Source organism: Enterococcus sp. 2STP (assembly GCF_032465635.1).
GTDB lineage: Bacteria > Bacillota > Bacilli > Lactobacillales > Enterococcaceae > Enterococcus_B > Enterococcus_B lactis.
On record NZ_JAWDJH010000021.1, the window covers coordinates 212940 to 225739 of the forward strand.

Below are 12800 nucleotides of genomic sequence, written 5' to 3' on the forward strand. Positions count from 1 at the left end.
GAACGAATACCGAAGGACAGCTGATCAAACATCATTTATTTGAAAAAAAGGAGTATGACGTAAATCAGTCATACTCCTTTTTCTGTGCGTCTTCCATACTTCACTAAGTCGATTCCTCTTGCTTCGCACCAATCCTTCACTGGACCGGAAAAGATGAGAGATTGTTGGTGGAGGGTCGCGATATTCGTTGCGCCGACCATGGTATAAAGCAGACGAAGTTCCTCTTGCCATTGTTTCATTAGCATAATGGTTTCTTCTACGCCATGATTCATCAGGTGAGTCAATACAGTTCCTGAAGTGCCCACTGCTTTTGCGCCTAGACAAAGGGCCTTAAATATGTCATAGGCATTGCGGATACCTCCGGAGGCTAGGATTTCCATAGAAGTGTCTGCTTCATTTGCTTCAAGCAATGAGGCGACTGTCGATTGCCCCCAATCAGCTAGATAATTCAGTTCTCGCTTGGAGCGACGGGCATTTTCAATCTGGGTGAAACTTGTCCCGCTTCGACCGCTGATATCAACTGTATGAACCCCTAAAGAAGCTAAATCTTTAATCGTTTCTCTTGTCATGCCAAACCCGACTTCTTTTACGATGAGGGGGACATCAATGGCTGTTTGAATCTCTTGGATAAGTGCTTTCCAGTTAGTAAAATCACGGTCTCCCTCAGGCATGACCAATTCTTGAGGTGCATTCAAATGAATCTGTAAGGCATCTGCGTGAAACAATCGGATAGCTTCTTGGGCTCTTTCGACAGAAGTTCCTGCACCGATGTTGGCAATGATTTTCCCGTGAGGATATTCTTGTCGCACAATTGTATAAGTATCGGCTAAAGAAGGGTCCTTCAAGGCAGCGCTGACTGAACCAGTGGCAATCATCAAATCTGCTTCTCTTGCGACGATTGCAAGATCTTGGTTGATTTTTTTTGTTTTTTCGCTTCCGCCTGTCATCGCATTGATATAAAACGGGCTGCTTAGTGTAAACCCAGCTGCCTGTGTACTTAGATCGACATCAGCAACTGCTGTTTGCGGCAAAGGATTATGAATGACCCGTACGAAATCAAATTCATTTTTTTGCTTATCATGAAAGGCTTTAGCTAGTGAAACATGTTCATCTTTTCGATTCATCGTTTTTCCTTTCTTTGATCGCTATAGACATGTAACGGTAGGGGGGTGATCTCTGCTTTTTCCCATGCACTCATTAAAGGAAGGATGCCAGATTTCTGATCAACGATCACGATGCCGCAATCCCCACCACCTGCACCGGAAGACTTTGCAGCCCCATCATACTGTTCAGCTAAATTACATAATTTGTTCAAAGCAGGCGTTTCGATAACAACTCCGGTGATAGCCGATAAATCATGCAGTAATTGTCGGTTTTTTCGAATCATCTGTTGGATCAACGTAACATTATCTTCTTTAAACCCTTTGATCATTTCGTTGACGCATTCTGTACTATTTTTTAAGAAAAGCTGATAAGCCACCATTTTATCTTCTCTCGAACGGTGAACTTGATCGACCAAATCAGAAGTAGAGGCAGGGCTACCCGTCCAACCAATCAATAAACGTAGATCTTCAGGAGCAATCAATGGTTCAATTGATAGACCAGGCCAATCCATGGCAAGTAACTCACTGATGGAATGCTGAGTTTCTTGTTCTTGGAGCCAAGGATGGTCGAAGGTCGAGAAGGCGATCCAGCCACCATAACAGCTAGCAGCGATGTCGCCGCAAGAACCATTATCTTGAACTGCTAAATTAGCGAGTGCTGCGATCTTGAAAATCTCTAGCTGAGATAAATTCAATGCGTAAAAAACATTCAAGGCTTTGACCGTTGCAACAGTAACGGCGCCGCTAGAACCTAATCCGTATTTCCGACCATTTGAACTGTCTAGCTCGCTTGTTACTTTCAGATCATAAAAGGATAAAAGAATGTTTTTTTCTTGTGCATACTTTTCAGTCAATCGAATAGCAGCAAGGATATAATGAAAAGGATTTTCCCGAATATCTAAAACTAATTCCCCGTTACGTCTTGTCCAACGTACAGGCATCCCGCTATATTGTGCAGATTGGATACTTCCGACTTTTCGTGCGGACTCTACAGTGACTGTCACGAATTGATCGACTGCAGCGATAACTGCCGGATGACCTGTTTCAACAACTGCATATTCTCCGGCAATATAGAGTTTGCCTGGTGCAGATACTTCAATCATAAAAATCTCCCTTTATTCAATAATCGCAATTCCTGGACCAGCGTGGGCAGTAATTACTTGTTCTTTGCTAAATAATTTGGTAAATGTTTCTTGTACCTCAGATAAATGGCTGTTTTCCACTAAAACTTTGACATTAGGGCCAGCATCCATCGTAAAGTAGCATGGAATGCCTTGCTTTCTCAATTGCCGCACCGCATCCATCGCTTTTAAGCTGTCAGGAGACCAGTAAGTGAAAGGTGGTTGGGCAGCTAAAGTCGTTCCGTGCATTTTTAGTCCGTTTCTTTCCATCGTTTCTCCGAGAAGTTGGAAATCTTTTGTTTTGATTGCTTGTTTCAATTGATATAGATCCCCTTCAACGGAATCTAACCAGCCTTGATAAAAACTGGATGTTTCGACTGTCCGACGCATCCCATTTCTGCTAGACACTTCTTTTTTCTGGTCGTTGATCAAAATGAAAACCATTGCTAGATCGTCTTCAAAAGAATCAGAAGGGACTGGCTTGGCATAAGAGCTTAAGTCATCATGACCTTTTTCCCATTCGACGAAACCACCAAAAATACTTCGGCAAGCTGAACCAGACCCGCGTCGAGCAAATCTTGAAAGAGAAAGATCGTCTAATCCAAGCTTAAGGGCAGTATTACAAGCGCCTGCTAAAGCAGCTAGCCCGCTAGCAGAGGATGCTAATCCGGCTGCGGTAGGAACGAAATTCTGACTGATTACTGAAGCTTTTAGTGAGATGCCGGCTTCTTTACGAAAAAGGTCAAGAAACTGACTAACTTTTTTTGTTGCTTTTTCGTCTTGCAAGGTGTCATCTAGATAAAATTCATCTGCTATATAGCTATCAGAAAAGATGACTTCTGTTTCGGTATAAAATGCATCCAATGTCAACGAAAGACTGTTGTTCATCGGAAGGATGAGTGCTTCATTTTTCTTACCCCAATATTTGATTAGGGCAATGTTGGTATATGCGCGTGCTTTGCCTTTAAACATAGGTATGTACTCCTAATCCTTGTATCCAAGTTTCAGCCGCACCCGCATCTTCAAGTGCTTGACTGATTTCTTGGGCTTTTGTTTTTGTTTGTGCTAATGCAATCATGCAGCCACCGCGTCCGCCGCCAGTTAATTTAGCACCTAATGCACCGGTATCTTTAGCTGTTTGGATCAGTAAATCAAGGAAATCGTTGCTGATCGTCAGTTTTTCCAGAAGTGATTGTGATTCATCCATTGTTTGAGCTAACATTTCTGGTGAATTTTCAATGATTGCTTGCTTCGCTTGCTTTGTCAAGTATCCTAATTTTTGGATCATTTGTCCAGTTTCATGTGGTTGTCTTTCAAACAGGTGAGCGACATCTTTGACGGCTTCTCTTGTTTGTCCTTTGATTCCTGTATCAGCGACAATCAAAAAAGCATCGATATTCAAAGAAAAATAATCAAAAGGATGCCCTTTTGTAAAATAAATTGGCTGCAAGCTGCTAGTAGCGGCTGCATCGATCCCACTAGGATTGCCATGTGCGATTTTTTCCGAAAGTTGTACATTCTCTAATAGTATTTCACGAGACAAAGGGAGTGCTAAGTAATCATAAAAAGCACGAGTAACTGCTGTGGCGACCGCAGCACTTGATCCCATTCCACGTTCAGCAGGAATCGTGCTTTCGATGGTTAGTTGCAAGTTTTTATGGATATCATGCTCTTTTTTTAAATGGATGAATAATTTTTTGATATTTTTTAATGTATGAGGAGCTTCGGCTAAATTTCCTGAATAGTAGGAAGAAACCAATTGATCGTCCATTGCATCCAGCTCTTCAAGGAATGCGGTGACTTTTGTTGCATAAAAAGGAAAGGCAATCGCCGGTTCTCCATAAACAACCGCGTGCTCGCCCATCAAGATAATCTTTCCGCTTGATTCTCCTTGGCCATAGTTTGCCATAATCTAACTCCTTCTCACGTAAAAGTGATTTTTAAGCAAAAAATAAAGCGCCCAAAACGAGTTGCGCTGCTTCACGAAATTTTTTGTCCGCTAAGGGTCTCAAAAAACATTCCTTCTTTATTTTACTAAAATCATCCCAGAAGTAAAACTAAGAATACGTTTTCTAAAGGAAAAACCCTTTTTTCTTAAGAATTTTTTGACCTTTTTTCTTTTTTGACTAGAAAAAAATACAATTGACACTACTAGATATTGGGGGTATATTTAAAAAGGTTGGAGTTAAACACAATATTTAGTGATGAAGTGAGCTGGAGGTAAATGAGCGTGATCGTTTTAGCAGGTACAATTGGTGCCGGAAAATCAAGTTTGACAGAAATGATGGCTGAACACTTTGATAGTCAGGCATTTTATGAATCAATTGATGATAATGAAGTCTTGCCCTTATTTTATGCAAACCCTGAACAGTATGCTTTTTTGCTGCAAATTTATTTTTTGAATAAACGTTTTGCAAGCATCAAACAAGCAATGAAAGATGACAATAATGTATTGGACCGTTCGATTTATGAAGATTCGCTGCTTTTCCATCTAAATGCAGATCTAGGAAGAGCGACGGAAACGGAAGTTCGTGTGTATGATGAACTGCTGGAAAACATGATGGAAGAACTGCCCTATGCTGCCCATAAAAAACACCCGGATTTATTAGTTCATATTCGTGTATCTTTTGATACGATGCTAGAACGGATCGAGAAACGTGGTCGTTCGTATGAACAATTGTCCTTTGACCCAAGTCTGTACGATTATTACAAAGAATTGAACAGACGGTATGATCAATGGTATGAAGAATACAAAGAAAGTCCAAAAATCCAAATCGATGGAGATCGCTATAATTTTGTGGAAGATCCTCAAGCAAAAGAAGAAGTCTTGAAAATGATCGAAGAAAAATTAGCAGAAATCCGCCAAACTGAATTAGCCATTTGATTTAAAGCTACTCAAAAAAAGGATGCTCCTTTATTTGAGTAGCTTTTTTCTTTATACTAGAAACAAATATCAGGAGGATGGAGTATGCGGGAAAAACACTATTTTAATCAAGAACGTAATTTTTGGATCAATATACAGCAAGATGATGTGCTAGCTGTTAAAAATTTAAAAGAAGAATATGGCATCAGCGATGAGATGCTGACTTATTCTCTAGATAAAAATGAGCGGGCACGCGTAGAGTATGACTCTTTTGATGAAGCGTTACTACTTGTATCAAATGTCCCGCACCAACAAAAAGTCGATAATCATTACGAAACTAGTCCTATCGCTTTTATTTTAAAAGAAGATGGTTTGTTTACATTTACCACGCCGAATACCGAGTATGTGATTCGACTGATTCGATCGCTTTTGGAGCGAATGCCAGACATGAGTGTATACAGTTTATTGTTTCGTACATTATTTTTAATTTCTGATTCCTTTTTTCCTTTAATCGAGGAAGTAAATAGCGAACGTCAACGGCTCAACCTAAAGTTAAGGGAAAAAACAACAAACAAGAATCTACTGCAACTTTCAGATTTAGAGATCGGTTTGGTTTACTTAGTTACAGGAACAAAACAAAATGTAGTACTTTTGGAACAAATCAAGGCATTAGCCATTTATCGCAAGTTGTCAGAAAAGGAAAAGGAAGAGTTGGACGATGCACTGATCGAAGCACGACAAGCAGTTGAAATGACGAACTTAGCTTCGCAGATTTTAGATCAGCTTTCTGGCACTTATAATAATTTACTGAATAACAATTTAAATGACACGATGAAGTTTTTGACTGTCTGGTCGCTGATTTTGACTGTACCGACTATTGTGACAGGATTTTTCGGGATGAATCTTAAGCTACCATTTACCCATTCCGTTTTCGGATGGGGAATCGCCTTGATCATCAGTCTGGTTTTATCTGTTTGGATGCTCATTGCACTATGGCGGCGGATTCGTTGATCTAGTCTTTGATCTGCAAACCAAGGGCTTGAGCAATCACAAGTGCTTGCTCCTGATTGACGATCAGTCCTGCCAAATAATCTTGAGATAAAGCAATGGCAGTGAAGAAATTAGTCGTAAAGTCTAATCCCTTCAGAGAAGTTCGGAACCAATTCGAACCAGTTAACTGATTGTCAGACAAAAAAAGATTTTTCCAAGTGACCTCATAAAATTCGCTGTCTTCTAACTGGCAATGATCGAAGGATACGGCTTTCAAGTTTGTGCTGCTAAAGGAAGCCATCGAAGCAATGCAGTCAGTGAAAGTGCAGTCTCTAAGATAACTTTCGGCAAAATTCGTACCTGTTAATTTACATTGATGAAACACGACTTGGTGGAAACTGCCACCAATCCACTCCAGATTGGACAAATCACACTTTTCAAAAATGACATTACTGCATTCAAAATGACGTAAAGCTGTTTTTTGCATGGTCAGTTTTTGGACATGACTCTCTCTTAATACCATATTTTTGGCATCAAGATAGCTTTGATCACCTCCATTGATCAGAAGACCAGAGAGGATTTCTTCATCTTCTAAATAAAAATCTCCTTTTGTCAGAGGAGGAAGAGAAGGTAGGATAGGTTCGATTTTTTTCATGTGAATTCACCTCGTTTTTCTTTAGTATAGCAAAGAAGTGGGAGTCACTGCTGGAAAGTCTGCTAGACCAATCATTTTCAGAAAAGGAAGAAAAACTGTACGAAAAACATTGACAGAAGGATTGGTTTTTGCTATACTATGATGGTTGAGAAATAAAAGCAGAAGCACCCGCTTCTCGCCTTAGTTGATAATGTCACTGGGCTAGATAGTTTTCACTGGTTCTATTAGGTGAAGTACGCGCGGGTTCTGTAAGAGAACTCGTTTTTTTATTGCCGTTTATTCGGTAAGCTTTTCTTTCTCTCATAATATTTGGAGGTGAATGACCATAGCAAAGGATATGATGGTTAACGACGGCATTCGTGCACGAGAGTTACGATTGATCGGTTCAGATGGTGAGCAATTAGGAGTTAAGACAAAAGCAGAAGCATTGAATATTGCAGAACAAGCAAACTTGGATCTTGTGTTAGTTGCCCCTGGTGCGAAACCACCAGTTGCGCGAATCATGGACTACGGTAAATACCGTTTCGAACAACAAAAGAAAGACCGCGAAGCGCGTAAAAAACAAAAAGTGATCAATGTAAAAGAAGTTCGCTTAAGTCCTACGATCGACTTGAATGACTTCAATACAAAACTTCGTAATACACGTAAGTTCTTGGAAAAGGGCGATAAAGTGAAAGCTTCTATCCGTTTCAAAGGCCGTGCCATTACCCATAAAGAAATTGGTCAAAAAGTCTTGAATCGCTTAGCTGAAGAAACTGCTGATATTGCAACAGTGGAACAAAAAGCGAAAATGGACGGACGCAGCATGTTCTTGACGCTGGCACCGAAAAACGACAGTAAGTAATTTGAATGACTAACTGGCTGTTGGACAGCCGATAGTCGGATAACGAAAGATTTTGAGGAGGAAATATAGTCATGCCAAAACAAAAAACACACCGCGGATCAGCAAAACGTTTCAAACGTACTGGTAAAGGCGGATTGAAACGCTTCCGCGCGTTTACAAGTCACCGTTTCCACGGCAAAACAAAAAAACAACGCCGTCAATTGCGTAAAGCAAGCATGGTTTCTAGTGGCGACTTCAAGCGTATTCGCCAACAACTAGCAAAAATGAAATAAGAAGTACAAATAACAGAATCTGAAGATTTATTTTTATTAGGAGGAATTATACATGGCACGTGTTAAAGGTGGAACAGTAACTCGTAAACGTCGTAAAAGAGTGCTAAAATTAGCAAAAGGTTACTACGGTTCAAAACACACTTTATTTAAAACAGCAAAAGAACAAGTAATGAATTCATACAACTACGCATATCGCGATCGTCGTCAAAAGAAACGCGACTTCCGTAAATTGTGGATTGCTCGTATCAACGCAGCAGCTCGTATGAATGGCTTGAGCTACTCAAAATTAATGCACGGTTTGAAAGTTGCTGAAATCGACATCAACCGTAAAATGTTAGCTGACTTGGCTGTAAACGATGCAGCAGCATTTACTGCATTGGCTGACCAAGCTAAAGACGCTTTGGCTAAATAAGCTAAACAATTATAAAGAGGAAAGAAGATAACGAAAAGTTATGTTCTTTCCTCTTTTTTATTTACAATTCTTCACCATATAAAACGGGATAACAGCGTATAAGGCTAAAATAGCATAATTAAGGTTTTTTAATTGAAATCCGAACATTTATGGTCATCCTCTAATGAAAGCGCTAACTGCATAAGTTAGAATGAACTTGACTGATATATTAGTTTGTTTATCAGAAAAATAAAATGGACGGAGGAATAACATGAGTGATATTATTATTGGTATTTTGTTAGTTATCTCATTCTTTTTCATGGTCTGGTACTGTGTAAAGGGCTACAACTTGATGGTCGGTTTTGCCATCATGGCGACTGTATGGATGGGATTAGCGCTAGTCGGAAACACGTTTTCGCCGAACCCGGCGATGGAAGGACAAGGAGTAATTGATGTATTGACGCATATCTATACGACTGGACCTGCTGAGTACGCCAAATCGATCTTGGTAAATGTCTTCTTTGGTGCCTTTTTCGGGCGTGTTCTAGTAGATAGCGGGATAGCAGCCACACTGATTCGTAAAGTAGTCGAACTTGGAGGGGACGAACCAAGAATCACGATGAGTTTGCTGTGTGTTGTAACCGCTGTTATATTCATGTCGATGACAGGAATTGGACCAGTGATTTCTATCGCAGTCATTGTTTTACCGATCTTGATGTCTTTAGGAATCTCAGTACCAGTTGCGCTGTTCTCATTTATGGGATCGATCATGGCGGGGATCTTTGCTAATATCGTCAACTTCAAACAGTATCAAACGATTTACGCTGGTTTCAACCCAGCAGCTGAAAGCTACACTTATAACGACTATTTCCAAATCGGTATGATTGGGATGGTTGTAAGTTTAGTTGTTGTACTAACAGTGGCTAATATATCAATGAATAAAAAGAAACGCTATGCAATGGCAGCAAATGTACCGGCTGAAGGCGGCGACGCACCAATGATCTCATGGTTAGCCGTATTATTACCAGTTTTAGGGGTCGTTTTGTTAGATCTTCCAATCATCTTAGGTTTTATTCTAGCAGGTATTTGGGCATTGCTGTTTACTGGAAAATTGCGCGGAGGTTATAAAGAAATCTGTCGTCAATTTGCGAAATTATTTACAGATGGCGCAGTCGATGTCGCACCAATGGTCGGTTTCTTGATGACCTTAGCGATGTTCAATAACTCAGCTGCGTACGCTTCTCCTTATTTTTCAGCTATTTTCGGAGATTTGATACCGCAATCACCATTAGTCTTAGCAATCGTATTTGCTATATTGACACCATTAGGATTTTTCCGCGGTCCAATGAATCTAGTCGGTTCAGGATCAGCTATTTTAGCTGTTGTATTAGCTGTGAACCCAACAATGTCGCCAGCCTTTTTGTTCCCATTGTTTGCAATCACAACGATTGCCCCTCAGCATTTAGATATTACACAATCTTGGGTCGCTTGGGGATTAGGGTATACAAAAGTAACGTCTCGAGAATACATGAAGAAATCCATCCCAACTGGATGGATCATCGGTGCGATCTTATGTTTGATTACATTCTTCTTGTACGGGAACGCCTAGTAAACAAAACGTCGATAGAAATGATTAGATGAATGGAGGAAAAGAAAATGAAACGTTTTGTGCGAATGGGAATTGATGTCGGTGGTACGCATACGAAAGCAGTGGCAATCGATAATGCGACACATGAAATCATCGGAAAGTCTTCAGTGAAAACGACCCACGACGATGTTCGTGGGGTGGCTGCAGGAGTCGTTCAATCTTTTCAAAATTGTTTGCGGGAAAACAATATTAGTCCAGAAGACGTTGTTTTTGTTGCACATTCTACTACGCAAGCGACGAATGCGCTGATTGAAGGGGACGTAGCAAAAGTCGGTGTAATCGGTATGGCAAAAGGTGGATTAGAAGGTTTTTTAGCAAAACGACAAACTAGATTGAACGATATCGATTTAGGGAATAAGAAAAAAATAGAAATTGTCAATGCATTCTTACCTGTCAAACACTTAAATGTAGACCGTGTTTCAGAAACGATTTCTTCTCTAGAAAGGGAAAGAGCGGAAGTCTTGGTTTCTTCTATGGCATTTGGAGTAGATAACGGGGAACCAGAACGGGTCGTTTATGAAGCAGCATCGGTAAAATCGATCCCTACAACGATGGCTTCTGACATCACAAAATTATATGGATTGACAAGAAGAACTCGGACAGCAGCGATCAATGCGTCTATTTTACCAAAAATGCTAGATACGGCAACATCGACAGAAGACTCTGTACGAGAAGCAGGGGTCAATGTCTCTTTGATGATCATGCGCGGAGACGGCGGAGTAATGGAAATCAATGAAATGAAAAAACGACCTGTTTTAACCATGCTTTCCGGTCCAGCAGCATCAGTCATGGGCTCTTTGATGTACTTGAGAGCGTCTAATGGGGTTTATTTTGAAGTAGGCGGAACAACAACCAATATCGGGGTCATTAAAAATGGACGTCCAGCAATCGATTATTCAATTGTAGGTGGCCACCCAACATATATCTCTTCATTAGATGTTCGGGTTCTAGGTGTGGCAGGCGGTTCGATGGTACGGGCTAATCAGTCAGGAATCATCGATGTCGGTCCACGTTCTGCACATATTGCCGGTCTAGATTATGCAGTATTTACGGAGACAGAAAAAATCAAAGGTCCTAAGGTTGAATTTTTCTCTCCTAAAGAAGGAGACCCTGCTGATTACGTCAAGGTAGTGATGGAAGACGGAGAAGAAGTGACTATTACAAATACATGTGCAGCCAATGTCCTTGGATTAGTGCAAGAAGAACATTTTTCTTATGGAAATGTCCCATCTGCACGAAAAGCCATACAGGCATTAGCAGACTATTGTCATACGACGGTTGAAGACATCGCAGAGCAGATCATGGAAAAATCCTATGCTAAGATTGAACCAGTGATTTTAGAATTGGCAGACAAGTATCATTTGGAGAAAGATCAGATTTCTCTTGTAGGTGTAGGGGGCGGCGCTGCCTCTTTGATTACTTACTTCAGCAATAAAATGGGTGTGAAATATTCCATCCCTGAAAATGCTGAAGTGATCTCTTCTATTGGTGTAGCACTTGCAATGGTCCGAGATGTTGTAGAACGTATCATTCCTTCACCAAGTAAAGAAGATATCCGATCATTGAAAAATGAAGCGATGAATAAGGCGATTGAATCAGGTGCTACACCAGAATCGATCGAAGTCCACGTAGAAATCGATCCACAGACTTCAAAAGTAACGGCTATCGCTACTGGTTCTACGGAAGTGAAAGCAACCGATCTAACCAAGGAGATCACAACAGAAGAAGCACTAGAGCTTGCTGCAGAGGATATGCGATTAAATAAAAATGAAGTTTGCTTATTAGAAAAAACACATTTCTTTTATGTATGCGGCGAACAGAATCGTTCAAAAAATGCTGGAAGTCTTCGGATCATCGACCAAAAAGGATTTATCAAGGTCCAACGTGGACATGCTTCTTGTCTGAAAACAACTGCAGCCAATTATATGGTAGCAGTCGAACAACTTTGGGAAGATATGGCAGTTTATCAAACGGAGTTGATCGCCCGACCAGAATTTTATCTCTGTTTAGGAGCAAGAGTCTCTGATTTTACAGCGACGGATCTGGAACAACTACAGCTTTTGATGGATCTGGAAGTATCTACTATGGAACCAGAGGAAGAAGTGATCGTCGTTGCCGGAAACATCAAACAAACATAAGTTAGAAGAGTTACTAAACAAATTACAACAGATCCCCGAAGAAATTTGGGGATTCTATCAGTTTCAGCGAGATTTGTTTTGGAAAAAGATCCCTTTGTCCAAGCAGAAAATCCTCATACAACAATCAATCGATTGTGGTATCGAAACGGCATGTAGCATCAAAAAAAAGTACCCTTTTGCCGATGTAGGAGAAATTTGTGAACAAATGGCTGTTCCAATCGTTCCCTGTGAATCAGAGCAAATAAACGAACGAATCACTTTTGCAACTTATGCAGAAGATGAAGGGATCCGATTGATGACGGAGCCGTTAGAAAAATTAAAATGTTCAGGACTTACTTCGATCTCTAAAGAAACAGCGCAAGCTTTGATTATTGGACATGAACTATTTCACCACATTGAAGCTTCTGTTAAGGGAATTTATACGCAAAACGAAAAAATTGTGCTATGGCGGCTGCCTTTTTATACACACCAATCAACCATTCGTGCATTGAGCGAGATAGCAGCGATGAGTTTTTCAAAAGAGATGAATCAAAGCCGTTTTTCGCCTTATGTATTAGAGGCAGTCTTGCTTTGGCCATATAATGAAACGCGTAGCCAAGGGATTTTAGAAGAAATAAAAGAAATAGAAAAAAGATGTGCGGAGTATGATTTTGCTCACAAATAAAGAGGTTGTGACAGAAGTGGTCAGCTTCAAGAAATAAGAAGGAATTTACGAAAATGGCTTCTCAAATTTTTATGACATTTCGGCTTATTTCAAAGAAGCTACTTCTGGAAC

The 12800-nt window shown here is 40.4% G+C and carries 13 protein-coding genes and 1 other annotated feature; of the genes, 8 read left to right on the forward strand and 5 right to left on the reverse strand.

Going from position 1 to position 12800, the window contains the following annotated elements; all coding sequences use genetic code 11:
- Window positions 1-68: 68 nt before the first annotated feature.
- The 4 genes from fni to mvk are packed head-to-tail and all read right to left on the reverse strand — an operon-like array spanning window position 69 to window position 4133.
- Window positions 69-1124 (reverse strand): type 2 isopentenyl-diphosphate Delta-isomerase, encoded by a 1056-nt coding sequence (gene fni / locus RWU19_RS10250; RefSeq protein WP_123837548.1) that lies wholly within the window; start codon window positions 1122-1124, stop codon window positions 69-71.
- On the reverse strand, window positions 1121-2206 hold the full coding sequence (locus RWU19_RS10255) for a phosphomevalonate kinase (RefSeq protein ID WP_123837549.1): 1086 nt from the start codon (window positions 2204-2206) through the stop codon (window positions 1121-1123). Before RWU19_RS10255 ends, fni begins: the two co-directional genes overlap by 4 nt.
- 12 nt (window positions 2207-2218) lie before the next feature.
- Window positions 2219-3196 carry a diphosphomevalonate decarboxylase gene (mvaD, locus tag RWU19_RS10260; RefSeq protein WP_002293367.1) on the reverse strand — a complete coding sequence of 326 codons (978 nt, stop codon included), beginning with the start codon at window positions 3194-3196 and terminating at the stop codon, window positions 2219-2221.
- Window positions 3189-4133, reverse strand: coding sequence for a mevalonate kinase (gene mvk / locus RWU19_RS10265; protein WP_002374286.1), 945 nt, complete (start codon window positions 4131-4133; stop codon window positions 3189-3191). Before mvk ends, mvaD begins: the two co-directional genes overlap by 8 nt.
- Before the next feature lie 315 nt (window positions 4134-4448).
- Here mvk and RWU19_RS10270 point away from each other — a divergent pair, with 315 nt between their 5' ends.
- On the forward strand, window positions 4449-5108 hold the full coding sequence (locus RWU19_RS10270) for a deoxynucleoside kinase (RefSeq protein ID WP_002293362.1): 660 nt from the start codon (window positions 4449-4451) through the stop codon (window positions 5106-5108).
- Between the two features lie 84 nt (window positions 5109-5192).
- Window positions 5193-6098: a magnesium transporter CorA family protein gene (locus RWU19_RS10275; RefSeq protein ID WP_002313988.1), complete on the forward strand. Its 906-nt coding sequence runs from the start codon at window positions 5193-5195 to the stop codon at window positions 6096-6098.
- Window position 6099: 1 nt separating this feature from the next.
- Here the strand turns inward: RWU19_RS10275 and RWU19_RS10280 are convergent, their stop codons facing one another.
- A complete protein-coding gene (locus RWU19_RS10280) occupies window positions 6100-6732 on the reverse strand; it encodes a pentapeptide repeat-containing protein (protein ID WP_123837551.1) in 633 nt (210 codons plus the stop codon).
- A gap of 150 nt (window positions 6733-6882) precedes the next feature.
- Window positions 6883-7008 (forward strand) — a sequence feature (ribosomal protein L20 leader region).
- 43 nt (window positions 7009-7051) lie between these two features.
- Here RWU19_RS10280 and infC point away from each other — a divergent pair.
- The 6 genes from infC (at window position 7052) to RWU19_RS10310 (ending at window position 12689) form a co-directional block, all read left to right on the forward strand.
- A complete protein-coding gene (gene infC / locus RWU19_RS10285; RefSeq protein WP_316002722.1) occupies window positions 7052-7576 on the forward strand; it encodes a translation initiation factor IF-3 in 525 nt (174 codons plus the stop codon).
- A gap of 71 nt (window positions 7577-7647) precedes the next feature.
- Complete coding sequence (gene rpmI, locus RWU19_RS10290; RefSeq protein WP_002289309.1) at window positions 7648-7848, forward strand: 50S ribosomal protein L35; 201 nt, start codon at window positions 7648-7650, stop codon at window positions 7846-7848.
- A 52-nt stretch (window positions 7849-7900) separates the two neighbouring features.
- Window positions 7901-8260 carry a 50S ribosomal protein L20 gene (gene rplT / locus RWU19_RS10295; RefSeq protein ID WP_002293355.1) on the forward strand — a complete coding sequence of 120 codons (360 nt, stop codon included), beginning with the start codon at window positions 7901-7903 and terminating at the stop codon, window positions 8258-8260.
- 250 nt (window positions 8261-8510) lie between these two features.
- The gene (locus RWU19_RS10300; RefSeq protein ID WP_123837552.1) at window positions 8511-9848 is read left to right on the forward strand and encodes a citrate transporter; all 1338 of its coding nucleotides are present in this window, start codon (window positions 8511-8513) and stop codon (window positions 9846-9848) included.
- 47 nt (window positions 9849-9895) lie between these two features.
- Window positions 9896-12025 carry a hydantoinase/oxoprolinase family protein gene (locus RWU19_RS10305; RefSeq protein WP_123837553.1) on the forward strand — a complete coding sequence of 710 codons (2130 nt, stop codon included), beginning with the start codon at window positions 9896-9898 and terminating at the stop codon, window positions 12023-12025.
- Window positions 12000-12689 carry a hypothetical protein gene (locus RWU19_RS10310; RefSeq protein ID WP_316002723.1) on the forward strand — a complete coding sequence of 230 codons (690 nt, stop codon included), beginning with the start codon at window positions 12000-12002 and terminating at the stop codon, window positions 12687-12689. Before RWU19_RS10305 ends, RWU19_RS10310 begins: the two co-directional genes overlap by 26 nt.
- Window positions 12690-12800: the final 111 nt, after the last annotated feature.

Coding starts and splice junctions, on each gene's coding strand:
- rpmI (WP_002289309.1), top strand. CDS start 7,648: ATGCCAAAACAAAAAACACACCGCGGATCAGCAAAACGTTTCAAACGT.
- infC (WP_316002722.1), top strand. CDS start 7,052: ATGACCATAGCAAAGGATATGATGGTTAACGACGGCATTCGTGCACGA.
- rplT (WP_002293355.1), top strand. CDS start 7,901: ATGGCACGTGTTAAAGGTGGAACAGTAACTCGTAAACGTCGTAAAAGA.
- RWU19_RS10275 (WP_002313988.1), top strand. CDS start 5,193: ATGCGGGAAAAACACTATTTTAATCAAGAACGTAATTTTTGGATCAAT.
- mvk (WP_002374286.1), bottom strand. CDS start 4,133: ATGGCAAACTATGGCCAAGGAGAATCAAGCGGAAAGATTATCTTGATG.
- RWU19_RS10305 (WP_123837553.1), top strand. CDS start 9,896: ATGAAACGTTTTGTGCGAATGGGAATTGATGTCGGTGGTACGCATACG.
- RWU19_RS10300 (WP_123837552.1), top strand. CDS start 8,511: ATGAGTGATATTATTATTGGTATTTTGTTAGTTATCTCATTCTTTTTC.
- mvaD (WP_002293367.1), bottom strand. CDS start 3,196: ATGTTTAAAGGCAAAGCACGCGCATATACCAACATTGCCCTAATCAAA.
- RWU19_RS10255 (WP_123837549.1), bottom strand. CDS start 2,206: ATGATTGAAGTATCTGCACCAGGCAAACTCTATATTGCCGGAGAATAT.
- RWU19_RS10270 (WP_002293362.1), top strand. CDS start 4,449: ATGAGCGTGATCGTTTTAGCAGGTACAATTGGTGCCGGAAAATCAAGT.
- fni (WP_123837548.1), bottom strand. CDS start 1,124: ATGAATCGAAAAGATGAACATGTTTCACTAGCTAAAGCCTTTCATGAT.
- RWU19_RS10280 (WP_123837551.1), bottom strand. CDS start 6,732: ATGAAAAAAATCGAACCTATCCTACCTTCTCTTCCTCCTCTGACAAAA.